This is a genomic window from Pedobacter sp. SYSU D00535 (assembly GCF_017355855.1).
Lineage (GTDB): Bacteria > Bacteroidota > Bacteroidia > Sphingobacteriales > Sphingobacteriaceae > Desertivirga.
In genome coordinates, this window is sequence record NZ_JAFEWD010000010.1 from 18,994 (window position 1) to 41,517 (window position 22,524).

The 22,524-nt window shown below is 46.2% G+C and carries 18 protein-coding genes; 12 read left to right on the plus strand and 6 right to left on the minus strand.

Translation table 11 applies throughout. The features are described from left to right. Window positions 1–38 precede the first annotated feature (38 nt). The 3 genes from J4N23_RS16340 to J4N23_RS16350 are packed head-to-tail and all read left to right on the plus strand — an operon-like array spanning window position 39 to window position 4,997. On the plus strand, window positions 39–839 hold the full coding sequence (locus J4N23_RS16340; RefSeq protein ID WP_207428821.1) for a hypothetical protein: 801 nt from the start codon (window positions 39–41) through the stop codon (window positions 837–839). Further along, on the plus strand, window positions 829–2,871 hold the full coding sequence (locus tag J4N23_RS16345; RefSeq protein WP_207428823.1) for a helix-hairpin-helix domain-containing protein: 2,043 nt from the start codon (window positions 829–831) through the stop codon (window positions 2,869–2,871). Before J4N23_RS16340 ends, J4N23_RS16345 begins: the two co-directional genes overlap by 11 nt. Continuing rightward, window positions 2,871–4,997, plus strand: a complete 2,127-nt coding sequence (locus tag J4N23_RS16350; RefSeq protein WP_207428825.1) for a ComEC/Rec2 family competence protein — start codon at window positions 2,871–2,873, stop codon at window positions 4,995–4,997. The genes J4N23_RS16345 and J4N23_RS16350 overlap by 1 nt, the downstream gene beginning before the upstream one ends. Here J4N23_RS16350 and J4N23_RS16355 read toward each other — a convergent pair. After that, complete coding sequence (locus J4N23_RS16355; protein ID WP_207428827.1) at window positions 4,990–6,396, minus strand: polysaccharide lyase family 1 protein; 1,407 nt, start codon at window positions 6,394–6,396, stop codon at window positions 4,990–4,992. The two genes, J4N23_RS16350 and J4N23_RS16355, sit on opposite strands and share 8 nt — an antisense overlap. A gap of 172 nt (window positions 6,397–6,568) precedes the next feature. On the opposite strand from J4N23_RS16355, the gene J4N23_RS16360 reads away from it, so the two are divergent. Both J4N23_RS16360 and J4N23_RS16365 read left to right on the plus strand, forming a co-directional pair. After that, window positions 6,569–7,984 (plus strand): glycoside hydrolase family 28 protein, encoded by a 1,416-nt coding sequence (locus tag J4N23_RS16360; RefSeq protein ID WP_207428828.1) that lies wholly within the window; start codon window positions 6,569–6,571, stop codon window positions 7,982–7,984. Window positions 7,985–8,008: 24 nt separating this feature from the next. Beyond that, window positions 8,009–8,932 (plus strand): L-lactate dehydrogenase, encoded by a 924-nt coding sequence (locus tag J4N23_RS16365; protein WP_207428830.1) that lies wholly within the window; start codon window positions 8,009–8,011, stop codon window positions 8,930–8,932. Here J4N23_RS16365 and J4N23_RS16370 read toward each other — a convergent pair. Both J4N23_RS16370 and J4N23_RS16375 read right to left on the minus strand, forming a co-directional pair. After that, window positions 8,922–9,470, minus strand: a complete 549-nt coding sequence (locus tag J4N23_RS16370) for a DUF1572 family protein (RefSeq protein ID WP_207428831.1) — start codon at window positions 9,468–9,470, stop codon at window positions 8,922–8,924. The two genes, J4N23_RS16365 and J4N23_RS16370, sit on opposite strands and share 11 nt — an antisense overlap. Window positions 9,471–9,552: 82 nt before the next feature. Then, window positions 9,553–11,661, minus strand: a complete 2,109-nt coding sequence (locus J4N23_RS16375) for a glycoside hydrolase 43 family protein (RefSeq protein ID WP_207428832.1) — start codon at window positions 11,659–11,661, stop codon at window positions 9,553–9,555. 218 nt (window positions 11,662–11,879) lie between these two features. Here J4N23_RS16375 and J4N23_RS16380 point away from each other — a divergent pair, with 218 nt between their 5' ends. Genes J4N23_RS16380 through J4N23_RS16395 form a run of 4 tightly spaced genes read left to right on the plus strand, consistent with a single transcriptional unit; the run spans window position 11,880 to window position 16,255 of the window. Next, the gene (locus J4N23_RS16380; protein ID WP_207428833.1) at window positions 11,880–13,031 is read left to right on the plus strand and encodes an XdhC family protein; all 1,152 of its coding nucleotides are present in this window, start codon (window positions 11,880–11,882) and stop codon (window positions 13,029–13,031) included. Between the two features lie 3 nt (window positions 13,032–13,034). Next, complete coding sequence (locus J4N23_RS16385; RefSeq protein ID WP_207428834.1) at window positions 13,035–13,628, plus strand: nucleotidyltransferase family protein; 594 nt, start codon at window positions 13,035–13,037, stop codon at window positions 13,626–13,628. Window positions 13,629–13,654: 26 nt separating this feature from the next. Next, complete coding sequence (locus tag J4N23_RS16390) at window positions 13,655–14,113, plus strand: (2Fe-2S)-binding protein (protein WP_207428835.1); 459 nt, start codon at window positions 13,655–13,657, stop codon at window positions 14,111–14,113. Window positions 14,114–14,116: 3 nt separating this feature from the next. Further along, window positions 14,117–16,255: a xanthine dehydrogenase family protein molybdopterin-binding subunit gene (locus J4N23_RS16395; RefSeq protein ID WP_207428836.1), complete on the plus strand. Its 2,139-nt coding sequence runs from the start codon at window positions 14,117–14,119 to the stop codon at window positions 16,253–16,255. 118 nt (window positions 16,256–16,373) lie between these two features. On the opposite strand, the gene J4N23_RS16400 is transcribed toward J4N23_RS16395, so the two are convergent. From J4N23_RS16400 to J4N23_RS16410, 3 genes are all read right to left on the minus strand, one after another. Beyond that, window positions 16,374–17,357 carry a pectinesterase family protein gene (locus J4N23_RS16400; RefSeq protein WP_207428837.1) on the minus strand — a complete coding sequence of 328 codons (984 nt, stop codon included), beginning with the start codon at window positions 17,355–17,357 and terminating at the stop codon, window positions 16,374–16,376. A gap of 5 nt (window positions 17,358–17,362) precedes the next feature. Further along, entirely contained in the window at window positions 17,363–17,890 is a 528-nt protein-coding gene (locus tag J4N23_RS16405) for a hypothetical protein (protein WP_207428838.1), read from the minus strand. Between the two features lie 71 nt (window positions 17,891–17,961). Beyond that, entirely contained in the window at window positions 17,962–18,174 is a 213-nt protein-coding gene (locus J4N23_RS16410; RefSeq protein WP_207428839.1) for a hypothetical protein, read from the minus strand. 150 nt (window positions 18,175–18,324) lie between these two features. On the opposite strand from J4N23_RS16410, the gene J4N23_RS16415 reads away from it, so the two are divergent. The 3 genes from J4N23_RS16415 to J4N23_RS16425 are packed head-to-tail and all read left to right on the plus strand — an operon-like array spanning window position 18,325 to window position 22,461. Then, entirely contained in the window at window positions 18,325–19,140 is an 816-nt protein-coding gene (locus J4N23_RS16415) for a hypothetical protein (RefSeq protein WP_207428840.1), read from the plus strand. Between the two features lie 47 nt (window positions 19,141–19,187). After that, on the plus strand, window positions 19,188–20,255 hold the full coding sequence (locus J4N23_RS16420) for a ThiF family adenylyltransferase (RefSeq protein ID WP_207428841.1): 1,068 nt from the start codon (window positions 19,188–19,190) through the stop codon (window positions 20,253–20,255). 43 nt (window positions 20,256–20,298) lie between these two features. After that, a complete protein-coding gene (locus tag J4N23_RS16425; protein ID WP_207428842.1) occupies window positions 20,299–22,461 on the plus strand; it encodes a 7TM diverse intracellular signaling domain-containing protein in 2,163 nt (720 codons plus the stop codon). The last annotated feature ends 63 nt before the right edge of the window (window positions 22,462–22,524 follow it).

Here is a 22,524-nt window from a genome sequence, read left to right on the forward strand (position 1 = left end):
ATATTTTATTTTAGATAAAATTTAAACCTACTATCACAATGAAAGGGACCTTCTTCATCGCCCTTTTCCTGTGGGGACCGACCTTATACGCGCAGGAAATAAATGCAGGACCAAGGCTCACCAGCCTTGGAAATACAGGGGTTGCACTTCACGACGTATGGAGTCTTCATGCGAACCAGGCAGGAATCACTGGCCTTTTAAAACCTACAGTAGCGGGCGCCTACAAAAGCAGCTATATCAATTCAGAAGTAAGTACACAGTCGCTAGTGCTGGTGTACCCGGTAAAAAGTAATGTATTTGGGATTGGGATCCAGAACTACGGCTTTTCAAAATATGCGGAACAGCGCTTTTCGGCGACCTATGCGAAGCAGTTTGGGAAGTCGGTAGCGCTTGCGCTTAATTATAACTTTCATCAGCTCAGCGTACCTCAGTACGGCAACACCCGTACTTTCTCTGTGGAGGCCGGTCTGCAGTATCAGGCGGGGAGGAGCCTTCTTCTCGGTGCGCATATCTCCAATCCCAACCAGAGTAAATTCGATAGCGAAATAGATGCGCCTATACCTGTAATGCTGCAGTTCGGTGCTTCTTACCAATTCTCAAAGGGACTTCTTCTCAGCAGTGCAATTTCTCAGGAGCTGAATTCGGTAACAGACTTTAAAGTGGGTCTCGAGTACGCACCAGCCTCCGCATTTGCTTTCAGAGGAGGCCTGAATGTTAATCCCTTTATGCAGTTCGGCGGCTTTGGCTATAAGCTAAAAGGCTTTTGCTTTGATGCCGCTGTTTCAGTCCATCCCGCCTTGGGATATGCTCCGCAAATAGCTTTAGGTTATGAGTTCTAGGAATATTTTGCTCCTCGGGATCCTAAACCTGTTGTTGGCTTCAGCTGTGCAGGCGCAGTCGGAAGAAGAATTGCTTGTCGAGCAAATTGTTGAAGCGCTGGCTGAAAACGCAGCGGAAGATGCTGATTATTCTGAGCTGGTGGAACGGCTGCATTTTTATCGCAGACATCCTATAAATTTGAATAATACCACCGTGAGTGAATTACAGGAGTTGACGTTTCTGTCTCCACTTCAAATAACCCAACTATTAACTTATCTGAAAGAAAATGGAGAGCTGATCGAACTGATGGAGTTACAGGCTGTTGAGGGCTTCGATTCCGAAACCATCGCCCGGCTTCTGCCATTTGTTACGATACAGCCCAGGTTCGGGCTAAAACATTTAACGCTTAAAAACCTGATCAGCAAGGGGAGGCACGATCTGATTTTTACTTATGGTAAGGTGCTTGAGCGTCAGGCCGGCTTTCGCATTCCGGATACAAGTTCCCGATCTCGTTATCTAGGTTCTCCTCATCGTTTGTTAACTCGGTACCGCTATAACCTTGGTAAAGAGCTGAAGCTGTCGCTGAATATGGAAAAAGATGCGGGAGAAGGTCTGTTCTCCTCCAGTCAGCCGCGAGGATTCGACTTCTATTCGGGAAGTCTTTCAATTAAAAAAGCGGGCCGCCTGAAGGAGATGGTACTCGGCGATTATAGTCTGCAGTTTGGACAGGGCCTGAGTTTGTGGTCGGGATTCGGTTTTGGAAAGGGTGCTGCGGTGACTTCGATTGTTAAAAACCCTGCCGGACTACGGTCCTACACTTCTACTAACGAGTCGCAATTTATGCGGGGCGCAGCAGCAACGGTAGTAATTAAAAAACTGGAACTTACTCCCTTTTTTTCACTGCGCTACCTGGATGGAAGTATTTCCTCTGATAGCGCGATAAGCTCAGTAAGTGTCTCCGGACTGCACCGTACTTCGAATGAACTTGACATCCGGAGAAGTTTCAGGCAAACTAGCTACGGTCTTGCTTCCCAATTGATGCTATCGGGCTTGCGAATTGGAGCTACCTTTAGTCGGACTGTTCTAGACAAGCCGTTTGAGGCTGGAAAGAATGAATACGATAAGTTCAGCTTTGACGGCGACAAGCTGAGTAACCTGGGGCTAAACTACTCCTACAACTTCAGAAATATCTATCTCTTTGGCGAGACTGCCCACAGCATAGGCGAAGGTACCGCAACCGTAAATGGTGCATTGCTCAGTTTGACGTCTAACGTTTCCTTTATAGCGCTTCATCGGGACTATTCCCGCCGGTATTTTTCGTTCTACAACCAGGCATTGTCAGAAGCAACGGAAGCAGTGAACGAAAGAGGCTTTTACTCTGGTTTAGTCCTCAACCCCAATCGTCGCTTGGAAATAGCCACCTATGCCGACTTCTACAGATTTCCCTGGCTTCGTTTTCGTGCCGATGCTCCTTCCACGGGTTTTGAGATTCTTTCGCAACTCAGTTATGCTCCTTCCAAGCGGCTGAAGGCAGTGCTCCGGTACAAGTTTGAACAAAAAGAAGAAAATGACGACTTGCCCAATTCTCTAAATTTTCTCGAAAAGGTAGTCAAGGAAAATGCTCGGCTGGAACTCAACTACCGTATTAGCAAGGACCTTCAACTTCGCAACAGGGCGGAAGCAGTAAGCTACTCGAAGGGGAAGAGTGGCCGGCAACTTGGTTTCCTTGCTTTTCAGGATGTTAATTACCGGTCTATGGAGTCGCGCCTTTCCGGATCTTTTCGTTTTGCAATTTTCAATACAGATGGGTTCGACACCCGAATTTATTCCTTTGAAAACGATGTGCTATACGGTTTTTCCGCTCCGGCTTATCAGCATAGAGGGACGCGGTTTTACCTGAATGGCCGGTACCGTATGGTAAAGGGTCTTGATTTTTGGATGAGGTACTCCTTAACCACCTATTCCAATTTGGAAAGCATCGGTTCTGGCTTGGAGGAAATCGAGGGAAATAAAAAGTCGGATATCAAACTTCAATTGAGATATCAATTCTAATGAATGTGCTATTCAAAGGGGAAATTGTTTTTGTTAGAGTGCTGATCGCGGTGCTTACAGGTGTTATCCTTGGCATCAACTGCCCTTTTCAGGAACAAGCTTTTCCGATGCTTGCGGCGATGCTGGCAGGATTGCTTCTGCTCTTTGGTTTTCTACTGGCGGCTTATAAGAAGTACCGGTTGTATCTGAGGAAATGGCTCCCGTCCCTGGTTGCGAACGTCCTGATCATCGCTTGTTTCTACATCATTACCAGTCAAAATCACCGTTATAATCTTTCCGAAATAGCAAAGGATGGGAAGATAGAGGGCCTGGTTGGTACAGTGATCTCCGAACCCAAAAAGGCAAACGACATTCTTCGGTTTCAATTGAAAGTGGAACAAGCCTTAGCCGAAGATAAGTTCATGCCCGCCTCAGGAACCATTCTTGTAGCCCTGAAGTTAGACTCCTTGGAGCTTTCCCGCTTGAGCTATGGTGATCAACTTTTGCTTCCACACAAATTGGTGCCCGTTGATCCTCCTTTCAATCCACAGGAATTTAACTATAAAAAGTATCTCGCTAACCAGGGAATTTACTTTCAAATGTTTTGCAGCTCGGAGGAGCTACAATTACTGGCAAGCCATCAGGCTAATCGGGTAGTAGAGTTGGCTCAAAGTCTGCGACGGGAAGCAGTTAGCTTTTTCGAAGTTCATTTAAAAGACCGGGAAGCCACAGCTCTTGCTTCTACTCTTATTTTAGGTTACCGAGCCGATCTGAGTCCGGAGATTGTGAATGCTTATTCGAAGACGGGCACCATGCACGTGCTATCCGTTTCAGGAATGCATGTCGCGCTGGTACTTTGGATACTTGCTAAGCTGTTATGGTTCCTGAATGGTAGCCGGAAATCAAGAATGGTACAGGCTGTAGTCATCGTGCTGCTTATCTCTTTTTACGCCCTGATAACTGGTTTTTCACCCTCTGTCTGCCGGGCCGCTCTTATGATCAGCATATTAACGATTGGGAAGGCCTTAAACCGGCGGAGCAATCCCTATAATTTGTTAGCAGCCTCTGCAGTATTGTTACTCGTTTATAATCCTTATTTTCTGCTGGATGTAGGATTTCAACTTTCCTATCTGGCAGTTGCAGGCTTGGTGTTTTTTTACCCGCCCATCTATCATTTCATCTACATCAAAAATTGGGTGATGGATAAGATTTGGGCCTGCATCGCTGTTTCGGTAGCTGCCCAGCTATCTACCTTTCCACTTGGCTTATTTTACTTTCATCAGTTTCCGGTATATTTTCTATTAAGTAACTTACTGATCGTTCTACCGGTTTCGATCATCATGTTCTCCGGCCTGGCGTTCCTTTGTGTTAAAGCCCTCGGTATTGCCACCGGTGTTTCTCTTCCACTACTGCTTGATCTGCTCTCTTTATTTTTACGAGAGACCATTCATCTTACCAATAACATTCTTTATGCGATTGAAAAACTGCCTTTCGCCAGCCTGATTTATTACAACCAGTTTCATTCGTTCTTCGCACTGCTTTTTCTGCTGATCCTTACAGCCAGTCTTTTTATGATCAAGTATGAAAAAAAGTGGCTCTACGCTTCCTTCGTATCTCTATTTCTGTTGGTTGCCCTGCACTCATCCGACAGAATGTTGAAGCGGCGTCAGCATCAGATCGTGTTTTACAGTTTGAGAAAAAACAGTGCCTTTGCTGTTTTCGATGGGAACAAAGCTTATTGTTATTCCGACCTAAGTTTCGAGAATAAAACTTTTACATTTTCAGTGAAGCCGTCCATAGATGCTCAAGGGGGAGAACTGATGAGGATGGTAGAGGAAAAAACGCCTTTCCTTTTTCAGGGGAATGTGTTACAGTACCGGCACTTTAGGCTGCTGATATGGGATAAACAGGCAGCTGCGTTCAGCTATTCGTCTCGGCTAAAGGTGAACGCGGTTCTGTTAACCGGTAATCCTTATTTAAAGTTGTCGACCTTGTTGAGATCAGTTAAAACTGATCTCCTGTTGATTGACGCTACTAATAAGGACTACCGTATTAGGCAATGGGTTGAAGAGGCAAGAGAGCTGGGACTGAAAAGTTATGTTCTCAAACGACGGCCCTCTTACCTCGTAGATCTTGCTGTTAGATAATGCTGTTTATGTATTTTTCAAGCATCGTATAACCGTCGGCCGCAACCTTATTTCGATCTTCAGGATTCCTGGGATCAAGTCTATTGGTCTTCTCCCATGAATCCGGCATACCGTCGCGGTCTGAATCAACAGGAGCTTTAGCAGATTTCAAAACAGGCCAGCCGCCAACAGCTTTCTGGCTGTCGATCATTCCTGTATTTTCTCCGTATTTACCGTCTCCCGTCACCTTGACTTTTCCGGCTGCCTCTGCAACAACTCGTTGATCTACCACATCTCTCTTTGGTAAGATGGCGCCTGCTTTTGCTAGTACTGATTTGTAAGCTTCTTGTGCTGATTCAGTCTTGGGGCGATCTACCTCAAATTCCCGGTCTGATTTGATGTTTTCTGCAGATCCTACCTTGGATACATCAACACCCAACCAGTTATCCTCATTCATGCCGCCTTTTTGACCTTCCATGTAGTTTCCGGCAAAATACCATTTGGCATAACCCTTAGCAGCTCCTTTTCTGGACTCATAAGAGGGAGCGGCGAAGTACAAACTTTTACTGGTAGCGGGTCCGGGCTTATAGTAATTATTCACCCAGTTTACATTGCATTTAGCAGCAGGAGAATTCACTTCCAGTTCGCCGCCATATACAGCACCGGGTTTTCCCCAGTTGAAAATCACATTGTTGCGATAGTCTACCAATGCGACGGTGTCATGTGATCTTGCCCCGTTGACACGTGGTGAGCGGCTCGCATTACTTGCAATCAGGTTATGATGGTAGGTGGCGTATTGTCCGCCCCACTGCGCCGCATAGCTTCTGGCTCCTTTTGAATCGAAAGAGCTGTATAAGCTCTCACTCAAAATGCACCACTGCACCGTGATATACTTATTGTCGTAAGCGGTATGACTTTCTTCGTTTGACCAGCTCAGCGAGCAATGGTCAATGATGACGTTTTTCGAATTTTCATTCCCTAAGCTCGACAGATCACTTAAGCCGGCCTCGTCTCCCGGGCGGAAGCGAATGTATCGGATGATGAGGTTGTTTCCAGAGAATTTAAGCGTGCCGTTCCGAATGCAAATACCCTCGCCGGGTGCAGTTTGGCCAGCGATCGTCATATTGGATCGGCCCACTTTTACCATCCCCTGCGCCAGGTCAATGGTGCCTGATACTCTGAAAATAATAGTGATAGGCTCAGTACCTGGTGTTTTCAAAGCAGCTCTTAAGCTACCTTCCGATTCATCGCCTTTAAGATTGGTAACTTCTACTACTTTCCCACCGCGACCGCCGGTAGTAAACCGACCATAACCTTCGGCCCCTGGAAAGGCCAGTTGCTGGGCCTTCAGCTGTGTTGCACTTAAAGCAAGGTAAAGCACCGCAAATAACAGTGTGTGTAACTTAGATTTAATTGGCATGCTCAAAAGTACCGATCTCCGCGATTGTAATTCTGTATCTTTTTTTCATGATTTTGTACGATTTTGCTATGCAAAGACCCTCTTTTTTTTCCTCCAAAAACTGTTAAAACAATATCCTTACTTTTGACTGTTAATTATAATCTCAAAAATCAATCAATTAAAATCAGTTAAGATGAAAGTTAGGAACATAGCCGTAGTGCTTCTTTTTGTGATCTCTTTAGCCGGATGCAGTAGTTTTAGGGGGAATAGGGTTGGTTCGGTTAATTCGGATCCTTGGGATACCGTGAAGGTCATCCTGAAGGACATTAAGGCGCCGGAATTTCCTAAAAGGGATTTTTTGGTGACCAGCTACGGAGCGGTTGGCGATGGTAAAGTGAATTGTTCTCAGGCGTTCAAAAAAGCTATTGAAGAGTGTAGCAAACAAGGTGGCGGACGTGTAGTGGTGCCTCCCGGCAATTACTTCACCGGTCCCATCTACATTGAAAGTAATGTGAATTTGCACGTTCAAAAGGGGGCAAGAATTCTGTTTTCAACCAATCCGGATGACTATCCGATCGTGTTTACCCGTTGGGAGGGTATCGAGTTGATGAACTATTCTCCGCTGATCTATTCGTTCGAAGAGAAGAATATTGCCATCACCGGTGAAGGAATTTTGGATGGCCAGGCCAACGAGACCAATTGGTGGCCATGGAAAGGGCAGGAGCGTTACGGGTATAAAAAAGGAACGCCGAGCCAGGTAGATAAAGACAAAAGAGCAGCGCTGTTCAAAATGGCCGAAGATGGGGTGCCGGTAGAAAAACGTGTCTTTGGAAAGGGTTTTTACTTGCGTCCGCAGTTTGTGCAGCCTTACCGTTGTGAAAACGTGCTGATTGAAGGAGTTACGGTTACAAATTCCCCGATGTGGCTATTAAACCCGGTGCTGTGCAATAACGTAACTATACAAAAGGTGACCATGGAGAGCCTTGGACCGAATTCAGACGGATGTGACCCGGAATCTTGTAAAAATGTGTTAATCAAGGATTGTTATTTTAATACTGGTGACGATTGTATCGCAATTAAGTCGGGTAGAAATGCTGACGGTCGCCGTATCAATATCCCAAGTGAGAATATTATTATTCAAGGATGTCGCATGGCCAACGGTCACGGTGGCGTGGTGATTGGCAGCGAAATTTCTGGCGGTGTACGGAACGTGTTTGCTGAAAACTGTACGATGAGCAGCCCTGAACTGGATCGTGCACTTCGCATTAAAACCAGCTCGGCCAGAGGTGGCGTTACCGAAAATATCTACATGCGGAATATTGAAGTAGGGCAGGTGGCTGAACAAGTATTTATTGCAACGATGTTTTATGAGGATAAAGGTAATTATATGCCAACCATCAGAAACATTGAAGTGAAGAACATGAGGGTGAAAAACGGCGGGAAAACGGGTGTTTTACTCGAAGCGTATGAGACTTCGCCTATTCAGAATGTTCGTCTCATCAATGTTACCATCGATAGTGTTCCAACTCCTTACAAGTTCACCAACGTTAAAAACGTCGTGTTTGACGATGTGAAAATCAACGGAAAGAAAGTAGAGTTGGACAAGTAAAAACTGAGAAAACACCTTCGTCCTATGACATCAAACTCAAAGAAGACTCGTATTGTGGTAGTTGGCGTTGGCGCAGTAGGTTCTACCACCGCTTATACCTTGTTACTCCGGCACCGCATGGACGAACTAGTACTTATTGATGCGAATAAGGAAAAGGCAGTTGGCGATGCGCTGGACATGAACCACGGCCTTCCCTTCCTAAGTAAGACTAAAGTCTGGGCAGGCGACTACTCGGATTGTGCTGAAGCAGACATTGTTATAATTACGGCAGGTGCAGCTCAAAAACAAGGCGAATCGAGGGTAGATCTGCTTAAACGCAATATCGCCATCTTCGAGAGTATTACGGATGAGGTGTTGAAGTACAACAAAGACGGCATCATCTTAATCGCGTCCAACCCGGTAGACATTATGAGTTATTTTACCTGGAGGAAGTCGGGCTGGCCGGTCAATCGGGTTATTGGCTCGGGTACGCTGTTGGACAGTTCCCGTTTCCGCTATCTTATTGGCGAAAAATTGCAGGTGGATCCTCGGAGTATTCATGCGCACATTATCGGGGAACACGGCGACTCTGAACTGCCGGTGTGGAGCTTGGCAAACATCGCAGGTACAACGCTGGAGCTTTCTGAGCAAGATAAAGAGGAAATCTTCACCAATACCCGTGATGCGGCCTACCAGATCATTAACGCAAAGGGAGCTACTTTTTATGCAATTGCTTTGGCTCTTGATAGGATATGTACGGCAATTCTTCGCAATGAGGCGGCTGTTCTCAATGTGTCGACCCTACTTCAGGACTATCACGGCATTTCGGATGTTTATCTCGGAGTTCCCTGCATAGTTGATCGCAATGGTATCCGCGAAGTGCTGAAGCTCAATCTCAGTGATGAGGAGGAGGAAAAGCTTCGTGCTTCTGCCAATAAGTTGAAGGATCTGATAAAATCTATTTCGTAGGTTCGCTTTTCGCGATGTTTCCTTTGGAGAACATTGCATCATTAAACTGATGGGAATTGCCTCTGGGTATAGAGAGCGATTCCCATTTTTCGTTAAGCAGCGCTTTTCCTATAAAAACAATCTGGCCAATATGGTAAGGATAGTGGGCAAGCTGACGGTTGATCGCCTCTATTACAGCATGAGGTTCGTTGCGGATTAAAACCGTTTTTTCCAAATCTTCCTCTTGTAGGGATCGAACGGAGAGTAGCAGACAATTCCAGCCGGCTTCCCATACACGCAAGAGCTCTTCCCGGTTTTGAATGTCATTCTCAAATTCCTGATCACGATTTCTCCATTCTTTCTCGCCGTCACTACTCAGAAAATCCGTCCATCGCGAGCGCATATTCCCCGACAGGTGCTTCACAATGGTGGCGATGCTATTGCTCTCCTCGTTGAATTGATAGAAAAGCTGCTCATCGTCCAGTCGGCTGATGGTCTTCTCTCCCAGGTCTTTGTAGTATTCAAACTGTGTGATTGCGCTCTTAAGATAGGCCTGCATGCTTTTTTCGCTTTTCGTGACTAGTTACCTAAAGGTAGGCATTGCGCTCGATACTTGTACCGCGACTGTGCGCACCTGAACACTAGTTTACCAACTGCCAGCTAAAGCAGGCGCCGTCTTTTCGATCGGGACGAGTGCCGGGCGCATCTGCAGACGTGAGGCTTTTTGCATTAGGATCCGCAAAAAGATAACGATGCGTTTTCAACGACATCAGCATCAGATCTCCCCTTAGCATATCCTGCCATTGAAACACCGATGCTTTAGCGTCTGCTTCGCTTTCTGTCCTGACCTCTGCCATCCCACCTAAGCCCTGCACGGTTACATACTTTCCATCGGCAAGTGACTGAAGAGCGATTCTTCCCTTGCCCTTGTCAATCACCTTGAAGTGTGCAGCATTGCCCTTGGCAAAGGGAGAATTTACATCCACAGGACGAACAAAGCCTTTCCAATTAACCAAAATTGCACTGTCAGCTAAGCTGCTCAGGGTAATCGTTTTGCCGTAGGGGATCGGTTTCGTTAAGCCTTTGGAACGGGGTTCATCTACCTGGAAACTGTTAAAGTCGGCATACCCGCCTTCTACGCCTGTAGTGTTGTAGTTGAAAAGCGCCGATCTAACTCCCTGGAAGGTGCGCAGCTGGAACACCATGATGTATTCCTGGCCAAGCTGACTGAAGTTTTTACCGTCTGTGCTGTAGCTGAATGTTGCTATTTCCGTGTCGAAATTACAATCTGCCCGAAGCCATATTTTAGAAGAACCTACTGTGGCCTTTGCCGTTCTGTTGTTTTGCTGGTCAAACTGGGTGATTTCATAGCCTTTCCCGTTCTTGCTGATGCCAATCCAGGCATAAGGAAGATTGAGCAGGGCTAATCCAGCCAGATCGCCCTCTTTAAGTCCTTTTACGTCTACTTCGGTCGTTACCACCGACTCCGGTCCGACGCATCTTTGTGTAAGCGAGTTTCGGGCAAACCAGAAGTCCTTCGCAGGTAAGGAGTTCAATCTCAAATATCCCTTGCGGGACGTTAACGACCATTTATTATCCACCGGTACAGGGTTCCATTGCCATACCGGTTGCAACTTGGTAGCTGAGAAGTCGTCGCTTCGCCTATAAGGAGCAGCAGGAGCCGAGCTGAATCCCGTATTTGGTTTTACCCATGTCCTGGGAGTTCTGGTAAGATTTCCTGGCAGACCGAAGTAAGGCCAGTCGTTTTCCCAGGTTACAGGCGAAAGGCAAAGAATTCTTCCTACGGAATTGTGGTCCATCATTGACCAGCCCCACCACTCACCCGACTGGATTTGTACAATACCACCCTGGTGCATCGGTATACATCCTACATAATTCTCAACCGGGGCAACCAGATTGTAAGGAGGGCCTTTTCGGGTATCAGGCAAGCGCCAACCGGTTCCAATTCCGAGGCTTTCTTCGGCGCTCATCACATTAATTTCGTAGGGGCCTTCCGGCCGGTCGGACCTCAAACAGACCTGATAACACAAAGGATCGTAATTGGTATTGGTGATGTAGTACTTGCCGTTAATCTTGTAAAAGTGGCAACCTTCACCTGCCCCGCTGCCTTTCGGAACAATTACCTTTTCTGTGCCCGGTTTAATGTCGGTCAATTCATCGTTAAGTTCCGCCAGCCGAAGTTCATCATAGCCCCAAACCACGTAGGTCTTGCCATTATCGTCGAACAAAACAGACAGGTCGTGGAAGGCCTTGTTCATTTTGGTATGAGTCCAGGGGCCACGCGGGTTAGTAGCAGTATACAGGTGCGTGTTATAGCGGTTTACATTCGTGAAGATGTAAAACTTGCCTTTATGGTAGCGGAAGCTTGGTGCCCAGATCCCCTGACCATAAAAGTCTTTGCCTCCCTCCAAACGGAACTCAGGACCGAAATCCAGCTTATCTGCTGCGTAGCTCAAAAATTCCCAGTTTACCAGGTCTTTCGAGTGGAGTACGGGCAAGCCTGGCATGGCATGCATGGTGGTTCCCGTTAGATAATAGTCGTCGCCGACGCGGATCATATCTGGATCAGAGAACTCATCGTAGAAAATAGGGTTGGTGAAGGTGCCGTTTCCGTTGTCGGCAGTCCAGGTACTGGTGGCAGTGCCGGGGCTAGTTTTTTTCCTGGCCGTTTGTGCAAGCACAGGCTGTGTTGCAAGAAATAAAGACACTAGCAAGAACGTCTTAAACATGCTTTTGGCTGATGGGAGCATAGTTAGGGTTAAATCAGGTTATTAAAATAATTGGTGTTACACTGCAAATTTATACTTTGAAACCCAGGAATCAAGGATTAAATGTAAGACTTACACTTATTCTTTCCGCCTGTATCTCGCTCAATGTTTTATTAAAATGTTACAGTTGACTGTTTCGCTTTTCTCTATTTTTATTCCGCTAAGCCAGTTTAAGCTAAATGAAGGAAATCAGGGATATACTGAAGGCAAATCAGGAAGCCATTCGCACGGGAAGACGCCGGGCATTAGCAACGGTGGTTAAGGTGGAAGGATCATCGTACCGCCGGCCGGGTGCCCGAATGTTGGTGACAGAGGATGGACAGCTAACAGGGGCTATCAGTGGCGGATGCCTGGAAGGAGATGCCTTACGGAAGGCCCTGTATGTGATGAATCAGCAAAAGCCGATGCTCGTCACCTACGATACCAACGATGAGGACGACGCTAAAATAGGAGTAGGCCTTGGTTGCAACGGCATCATTCATATCCTCATCGAGCCTCTTTTAGATAATAACAATCCTCTTACATATCTTGACGGGCTAAACCACAAGAGGGAAAAGGCTGTGCTGGTTACGCTGTTCAATAGTCAGAACAAAGCAGCTTTCCAAGTTGGAAGTTGCTACTTTTCAGACGGGGATGTTGCCTGGGTTAAAAGCGATCTCGAGAACGAGTTATTAGATGATATACAGCAGGATGCGATGCATGCACGCTCTGCCGGAGTTAGTTCTTTCAGTTCCTATTTTGTCGATGGAGAGGGGTACACTGCTTTCATTGAAGTAATCCTTCCCCCTGTCGCTCTTAAAATCGTCGGTGCCGGAAACGATGTCATTCCATTAGTGAGAATAGCCGATGTGCTTGGTTGGGATGCGGCGGTGTACGACGGGAGACCGGCTTTGCTCCAAGCTTCCCGTTTTCCAGGAGCCCGGGAAATGATCCTTACCAAAGCGGAGGACTTTTCGTCAAAATGCAGCTTTGATTCAAGAACGGTAGTGGTGTTGATGACACATAACTACAACTACGAGCTCACGGTGCTGCGGGATTTATTAGCCACGGACCTGCCGTACCTGGGCGTGCTGGGGCCAAAGAAAAAGCTCAACCGGATGCTCTCGGAATTGGCGGGGCAAGGAGTACAGATAGATGAGGGTACGATCGGTAGGCTATACGGGCCTGTAGGGTTTGATATAGGGGCCGAGACATCTGAAGAAATCGCGCTTTCGATTGCGGCGGAAATAAAGGCAGTTTTGTCGGGAAGGGCAGGAGGTTCTTTAAGAGATAAAAACGGCCCTATTCATGAACCGGGAATAACAGAAAGTATACAAGCAGCAAAAGTGTAAACAGTGGTTGGGAAGGTTGGAATTATAGTGTTAGCCGCGGGCGCATCCAGCAGGATGGGGCAGCCGAAACAATTGCTGCCTTACCAGGGAAGAAGTTTGTTAGAGCGTTCAGTAGAAGCCGCCACCACCTCATCCTGCTCTTTCTCTGTCCTGGTGCTCGGCTCCAACCATAAGCGTCATCAAAAGGCTATTTCGGAATATGGAATAGAAGTGGTAATAAACGAAGATTGGGAGAAAGGGATGTCTGGATCCATAAAAGCAGGGCTAACCCAATTATTGCACAGAGACAAGTCTATTGCGGCAGTCATTATCATTCCCTGCGATCAACCTTTTGTAAACGCTGCTCTGGTAGATCAGCTGATAGAGGTTTACCTCCATAGCAATAAGGGGATTGTGGCTTGTGCCTATGCAGAAACAGTGGGTATTCCCGCACTTTTTTCTGCCGCCTATTTCGGCGAGCTGGGTCTTTTGGAAGGCCAGGCCGGGGCAAAGCAACTGATCAACAAAAACATACAGGATTGCCTTACAGTAGCCTTTCCTGCGGGAGCCATTGATATTGATACTCCTGAAGATTATCTGCGATTGAACGAGAAATAATAAGAAATTAGATCTAAAATAAAGTTATGGCCACTTACAAACTACAAATCAACGGTCGCACTTACCAAACGGAGGCAGAGCCGGATACACCGCTGTTGTGGGTGTTGAGAGATAACCTCGGCCTAGTGGGGACAAAATATGGCTGCGGGATATCAGCTTGCGGAGCTTGTACTGTTCATGTGAACGGCCAGGCCATCAGATCCTGCACTTATCCCGTGGCAGCTGTGGGGACATCAAAGGTAACTACGATAGAAGGTCTTTCTGCTAAGGGGGATCATCCGGTTCAGCAAGCATGGGATGAGGTAGACGTGGCCCAATGCGGTTATTGCCAGGCTGGCCAGATAATGACAGCAGCAGCGTTCTTAAAAACGAACCCGAAGCCAAGTGCTGAGGAGATTGAAAATGCAATGCACGGGAACATTTGCCGCTGCGGCGCCTATCACCGCATTAAAGAAGCTGTAAAGTTAGCAAGTACAAAAATTTAGATTATGGCAAGTACAACCAGCAGACGTGATTTTTTGAAAATGACAGCAACTGTAGGAGGTGGCTTGTTATTAGGTTTTCATTGGCTAGAGGCAGAGGCCGAAGCTTCTGTTTTCAACGCTGCCCTTTCGGGGACTGGTGCTGAGTTTAACAGTTATCTGTCAATCTCTTCTGATAATGTCATCACCATCTTCTCTCCCAACCCCGAGCTGGGGCAAAATATAATGACTTCCTTCCCTATGATTGTAGCGGAAGAGCTGGAGGCGGACTGGACTAAAGTGAAGGTGCTGCAGGCGCCTTTGGATACGAAGCGTTTTGAGCGTCAGGTGACTGGTGGGAGTGGAGCTGTTCCTCATTCCTGGAAACGCCTTCGCACTGCCGGAGCTACAGCTAAACAAATGCTGGTACAAGCCGCGGCTAAAAGGTGGAATGTTTCCGATACGGAATGCAAGGCAGAGATGGGCGTGGTGACTCATCTGGCATCGGGACGAAAACTAAGTTATGGAGAACTTGCTGCTGATGCTGCAGCCCTGCCTGCTCCCCAGGATGTAAAGCTGAAAGACCGAAAGGATTTTAAGCTGATTGGGAAAATTGTGAAGAATGTCGAGAATCACAACATCCACACCGGGAAACCCCTTTATGGGCTCGACTACTCCAAGCCAGGAATGCTGTTTGCGATGATTCAGCGGCCACTCGCATTTGGGAAGAAGCTAAAATCAGTGGATAGCACAGCAGCTAAATCGATGCCGGGCATTGTTGATGTCGTGAAGTTTAAAAATAACGTAGCGGTGGTGGGCAAGTCTACATGGCAGGTGATGAAAGCACGCAAAGCACTGAAGCTGGAATATGAAGACGACCGGGCTATAGAAAGCTCAGCCGACCACGACCGGATCTTCTCTGAGCTGATGGACGGGGATAAAGCGACTGTCAGAAGAAAAGATGGTGATGTGAACGCGGCCTTCCAGTCGGCTGCTAAAGTGATAAAAGCGGAATATCAATGTCCCTTTCTGCCTCATAATCCCATGGAGCCGATGAACTTCTTTGCTCATGTACGGGAAGATGGAGTAGAGCTGGTAGGTCCAAGTCAGACGCCTGGTAGCGCCCGTGCTGAAACAGCGAAACTACTGGGCATCCCTGAGGATAAGATTACGCTGGAACTTACCCGCTTGGGTGGTGGATTTGGACGGCGTTTAATGACTGACTACGTGGTGGAGGCGGCGGAATTATCGAGTATCATTAAAGCACCTGTTAAAGTAATCTGGAGTCGCGAAGACGATATGGCAGGCGGCTATTATCGTCCGGCCGTGCGTTATCGTTTTGAAGCTGCTTTAGACGATAAGGGAAATATGATTGGGTATAAGCTGCGGGGCGTGGGAATAAACGCAGGTAATCCCACCCGGGAAAACAATTTTCCTTCAGGCGCCGTCGATAATTTGTTAATAGAATCTGTTGATCACCGGTCGCCTATTTCCACAGCACCTTTCCGGGCGCCTATCACTAACTTCCTGGCTTTCGCCGAGCAGGCCTTTCTGGATGAGGTCGCTCAGGCCGCAGGGAAAGACCCGGTGCAGTTCAGGTTAGATCTGTTACAGCGGGCTAAAAGTAACCCGGTTGGTGCTATTCGTTATAACCCGGACCGGATGATCGGGGTGATCAATCTTGCAGCTGAAAAATCTGGATGGGGACAGAAAAAGGACGTGGCCCAGGGCTTTAGCGTGTACTTTTCGCATGCCTCCTATGTTGCGCAGGTGGCTGAAGTAGAGATGAAAAACAAAAAGCCTTCCGTAAAGAAGATCTATGCAGCTACAGATTGCGGCGAAGTGATTAATTTGAGTGGTGCGAGGCAGCAGGTTTTAGGCGGTATTGTGGATGGACTAGGGCACGCCATGTACAGCTATCTTACCTTCAAGGATGGTGCAGCAGAACAGAATAACTTCCATAAATACCGGTTGATCCGGATGAAAGAAGTGCCGGAAATTGAAGCACATTTTGTTGACAATGGAATTGAGCCTACCGGACTGGGTGAGCCCTCGCTGCCGCCAACCGGAGGAGCGGTAGCAAATGCCATTTTTAAAGCAACCGGAAAACGAATTCGGAACCAGCCCTTTATTAACGACGAAGTGTTTAAAGTAAAATCTGTTTAGAAGTTGAGCCGAACACAGTGCCAAAGAAACCGGGCTTCTGGCAAGGAGGCAAAGAACTTATAGTGGACAGCGGTACTGCGTGAGCAGCGCTACTGCCCGCTATAAGTTCTCATACAAATTAGAAAGCGGGGAAAATCAGGCATTTAACCGCAGGGACCCATCCATTCAAAACCCTGGCGATCGTATAAGCTTCGGCTTCCTGGTCGGTCAACTGTTTTGCCCAGCTTACACGGGTAGAGAAGTTGCCACGGGGGCCGTAATTCATATATTCCGCATAACGAGCCTGGTGAAAAGTCTCCTTATTATTCCAGGTAGACCAGCCTTCCGGGCGTACTCCACGATCGATATAACAGTAGAGGTAAGCTACAGCTGCATCTGGCTGCCAGGGCCGCCCCAACGAAACATTGGTAACGCTGGTGTCCGCCGTAATGGTGCAATCGTAAAAAACATAACCATACTGATGTGCTTTGGGAGTGGAAGCTGCAGTAATATGGGAGTTCTTTTTGCAGTGAATCTGGCACTGTTGAAACCAGACAGTTGCGTCGCCGAAAATAAAGTCGGTAGTCCCCTCGATGTAACAATTTTTATAAAACTGCCTGCTTTTTCCACTGCTGGGAAATAGAACGTCCTGGTTCCCGAGAAAACGGCAGTTGACGAAAATAGCTTTGTCTCCTCGTATTTCAACTGCGACAGCCTGTCCTGCCGCAAAGCCCGCATTGTTCTCAAACGTCAGGTTATCAGCGTAAAAATTGTTGGCGCTAACCAGTAGACTGTAGGAGGTGCGGGTATTGATGGTCTTGCCATCAGCTGTCTTCTTACCTGCGTGATCATCGAAAGTAAGAATAGTTTTGAAGCGGTCTTCACCCACCAGCGTCACGTGATCCTTGCCTGCAGGCAAGTGGAGCTTCTCTTTGTAAGTGCCGTTTTTAATGTAAATGATGACCTCTCTTTTATTGTCCGCAGGAACCTTATTAAATGCATCCTGCACGGTTCTGACGTCACCGCTGCCATCCGCTGCAACCACTATTGTTTTGGGTTTCGCCAATGCATCCAGAGAAATGAATAAAAGGAAAAGGAGGGTGGAGTTTAAAATCTTACGCATTACTCTTAAGCTCCTTTTTCTCCCACGAACTGGTCTTCTTTAAACTTGAAAAGCACATTGAAGGTAGTTAGCGAGCCGTAAATCCTGGTGATATATTGCTGGATATTTACTTTTTCCTCGTTTTCAAGATTACTGCTGTTTACGCGCTGTTCCAGCACTCTCAATCGGTCTCTCACCATCACGATTTTATTAAAAAACTGATCGATCGGAATTTCTTTCGGCGCCAGTCCGGCATTGCCGGGATAAAGCACCATTTTCCCGTTTTTCCATTTATCGCCCAAAGGCACCACCTCTGAAACATCCGACCACCTTTGTAACAGTTTCTTTAGCGTTTGCTCCACCTCCCAACTGCTGATCATGTCTGTGTCGGGAGCCATCTCGTCAAGTATTTCCAGGGGCTCCGTTAGCGGGACTTCTTTGTAGCCGGTATCAATAAATGTTACCAGGTACGCATTTGATCGAACGTTTATCACTACCCCTTTCCCGTATTTTTCGTGTTGCACTCTCGATCCGATTCCGATATTTTCTTCCATTACTTTTTAAATTAGTTTAGCCGGGGTAAAAGTAAGCGTCAGACGTATAAACTCCAACGCTCCTTAAGGCCTCAAGACCCCATTTCTTTGATCTTTTCGCCTATTTTAGCAACATCACTGTCGCTGTAACTTCCCTTCTGTGTCTTCCAGCCTTCGGCAGTTTCTTTGATCATAGCTACGATGCTGCCAGATTCGATTAGTGTATATGATTCATTCTCAGAAACTACTGTAAAAGCTTTTTTTCCAGCTTCAAGCTCAATTTCAAGGTCAAACTCTTTTTTCATTTTTTAATCTTTTTTAAGGAATCGTACGTAAAAGTTTTTGTTTTTGTATTTTTCTCTAGTTTTAAAAATTGTTAAAACTTTTAATAACTATGAAACGAGTGTAGGGGCAGTTTGTATCGACAAATTATATCTCCCTGAAAACCTGAAACAATGGAAGCTAGCTTAAATAAAGATAACCCGGAAGTACGATTGAGGGCTTTCCGGGCAGTAGATGATCAGCATGCCTGTGAGCTTTTTGTGCAGGGGCATGAGCACGTACTTGCAAGTATTGGTGTTACAAAAGTTACTTCTTCAAAAAATGGCTGGATATCTAATCCGGGTGCTTTTGTGTTGATCGTGGAGTCGTTGGATGGAAGTAAGGTATACGGCGGAGCACGGGTGCATGTGTCGGGAGGTTCGGAGCTTCTACCGTTAGAACAGGCAACAGGAGCTATCGACCCTAACGTTTTTGAACTCGTTTGGAAGCATGCACAATATGGTGCGGGGGAGTTATGCGGGCTTTGGAATTCTAGAGAAATTGCCGGATACGGCATTGGAAGTATCTTCCTGATCCGTGCAGCAGTGGCCATCGCCACCCAAATAGGCTTAAAATCCCTTTTTGCTCTCTGTGCGCCGTATACCGTTAAGCCTGTAGAAAGCGTAGGAATGCATCTTGAACCATCTGTGGGTAAGGATGGGACTTTCTATTATCCAAAACAAGATCTTGTTGCTACCACTATGGTCGTTACGGATCTGGATACTTTAAAGACTGCGGAACCGGAACACCGCGAGGCCATCTTCGCAATTCGGAATAATTTTAATACTACCCGGCTGGAAACTTTGCGGAACAAAGAGATCACGATTCACTATGAAACAAAGATTCCGAATTTAGATCAATGGGACCTGAACCAAATTATTTCAAATGCGTATACAAACTTCCTGAGCGCAAAGCCTGACACATCGAAGGCGAGTTTTCCATTTGGCTAGACAGGTTTCGGTGTTTTTCTGGTGGTGTAAGGGGAATGTGTGATGAAATGAAAGACGTTTATTTACCTATAATTCTGAGATTGGAGCACGCCTCCGAACGATCTACTTTTGAGAGCTTATATCAGGATAGAGATACTATCTCTGTCTATGATGAAATTTTCTCTCAACTGAAAGAGCTGATCAAGATCAGCCACCCCTCCAGGAAAATTGCCGAAGAAGAGTATCCATTATTAATTGAAGAGCATCTTGCAGGAAGAAGGATAGAAGAGTACGGCGTGTGGGTGTATTACCCCTGGAGTAGAAGATTGGTACATTTGCTTGATGAAGACGAATTTGTGGAGGTGCGCACAAACAGAAACAGAAATAAAATTACACGCGAGGAGCAGGATATTCTAAGAGCGAAAAAAATCGGTGTGGGTGGTTTGTCGGTAGGTCAGTCTATTGCGCTAACGCTTGCTATGGAACGGACCTGCGGGGAAATAAGGCTCGCAGATTTCGATACTGCTGAACTGAGTAACCTGAACAGAATACGTGCCGGCGTGCACAACCTTGGCTTAAGCAAGACCATCATTGCTGCCCGAGAGATTGCAGAGATCGACCCCTTTATTAAAGTGCGTATTTTCAACGACGGGCTTACCGAGAATAATCTTTCTGATATCTTTTTGTCGGGAGGAAAGCTCGATCTTTTTGTGGAGGTATGCGATGGAATTCAAATGAAGCTAACCAGCCGTTTGAAAGCAAAGGAGCTACAAATTCCGGTGGTGATGGATACTAATGACCGCGGCATGCTGGATGTGGAACGATTTGACCTGGAACCGGAAAGACCGATACTTCATGGATTTCTTGAACACTTTATCGGAGATGGAGCCATTACGGTAACAGATGAAAACCGGGGACAAATAGTAGGGGCGATCCTTAATTTCGAGACTCTTTCTGAAAGGATGAAACTATCTATGGCAGAGATCGGTAAAACGATTAACACCTGGCCTCAGTTAGCTTCATCAGTGGTGTTGGGAGGCGCGATAACAACTGACATTTGCCGCCGGATATTACTAGATCAGCATTCGGCATCAGGTCGCTATTATGTGGACCTGGATGAACTATTAAAAGATTGAAATTGCTAAATAACGCCTGGACCTTTTAGTAAAAAACAAATTAATGATTAATTCAAAAAACGTCTTCCTGGCATTCTGCCTGATGCTATTTGCAGTGCAGCTGTTTGGACAGGATAAAACAATCTATTTCTCAAAAGCACTTCAACAGGATTTCATTGGGGAAAGCGTCTATGTTTTCCAGGACCGTAGTTCCAGCCTGAGCTTTAAAGAGATCGAACAGCAGGATTCCTTGTTCAAGCCCAGCCTGGTCAAGGTGCCTAACTTTGGGGTTTCCTCCTACGACAGCTGGATCCGGTTTACGGTGGTAAACGATCTTGATCTTAATAAGATGACGATCAATATCTCTAATCCCATTATCGATGAGGTAACTTTATACATCAAAAAGAACGGGAACGTAGATAGTATCAAAACAAGCAACTACCAGTCGTTCAAAAAAAGACCGTACAAACACCAGTATTACTTATTCGATATTCCGTTGAAGAAAGGCGAAACAGCGGAGTGTTATCTCAAACTAGAAAGCAACCAGCAGATCCTGGCGCCAATTAGTATAGGTAACGATACCAGAATTATCTCTGAAATAAGTATTTCCGACACCAGAACGGGGCTTTACCTAGGCATTATGTTGGTGATGCTGCTCTATAACCTGTTTATCTACTTCACCACTAAAGACAGGGATTACCTGGTTTATTGTCACTATATTTTCTGGGTTACCTTAACTCAGGCAACGCTGTTGGGTTACTCGTACCGTTTCCTATGGCCGGAAAATTTGTGGATGGCCGAAAATATGGTGATTATATGCGGTGCAATGTCCGGGATTGCCACCATTATTTTTTCGATCTCCTTTCTTCGGACACGGAAGTTTTCACCAGGTCTTAGTAAGGTACTCTTTGCCACCATTGCCATGTATGTTCTTGCCCTAGTAGTGCTGCTTTTCGGAGCCAAACCGACTGCTTTTCAAATCGTAAACGTCAATGCAGCCTTGGTTTCACTCCTTATTATGTATACGGCCTGGCATATTTACCGCAAGAACTACGCACCAGCCAGATACTTTCTTCTCAGCTGGACTATATTTTTCCTTAGTATTTTGATCTTTGTTTCTAAGGATTACGGTGCTGTTCCCTATAATGCATTTACCATACATTCGGTGGAGATAGGCTCGGCACTTGAGGCCGTATTCCTTTCTTTTGCACTCGCTGGGAAAATTAATATCCTTAAAAAAGAGAAAGAAGCATCGCAGGCAGAAGCGCTGGCAATCGCTAAAGAAAATGAGCGTATCATACGTGAGCAGAATGTAATTCTCGAAGCGAAAGTCCATGAACGGACCGCAGAACTTGAAGAATCAAATAAAGAGTTGAACATTACTTTAGAAGACCTGAAACAGGCGCAGTCGCAACTTGTTGAGTCTGAAAAGATGGCTTCGCTCGGTCAGTTGACTGCCGGCATCGCACATGAAATTAATAACCCAATAAACTTCGTAACCTCCAATGTCACACCTCTTAAACGAGACGTCGAAATGCTGATCGATACATTAAATACTATCGAGCAAGTGGGGCTATCTGAGGCGCCGCCGGAAGAGAAGCGCAGGCATATCGAAGAATACAAGGAAGAAATGGATTTCGACTATCTTAAAACCGAGATAAGTTATCTTCTTAAAGGAATACATGAGGGAGCGTCCAGAACCGCGGAAATAGTAAAAGGATTGCGAATTTTTTCACGGGTGGATGAAGATGATCTTAAAAGGGCAGATATTAACGAGGGCCTTGATTCAACATTAGTTATCGTGAATAATCTGCTAAACAAGATAAATCTGGTTAAAGAGTACGAAGTGTTACCGCTCGCTGAGTGTTACCCCGGAAAGCTTAACCAGGTGTTCCTCAACATCATCACCAATGCCATTCATGCTATCAATAGCAAGTTCCATGGTGAAGCAGGTGGCGAACTTTATATAAAGACACATGCCGATCAGCACTCTGTTTTTATTACATTTAAAGATAATGGAACTGGGATGGATGATAAGACGATGAAAAAGATATTCGAGCCGTTCTTTACCACGAAAGAAGTGGGCGAAGGAACAGGCCTGGGGATGTCCATTGCATACAACACTATAAAGAAACACAACGGGCAGATTAAATTATCATCAGAAGTTGGGAAGGGAACCGAGTTCGTAATCCAAATTCCCGTTATTCACGAAATAGTAACAACTTAATTAGAGCGCTGTAGTATAAAGTCTAACTATTTGCTGAAAAAAGTCAAAAATACCGGCTCAACG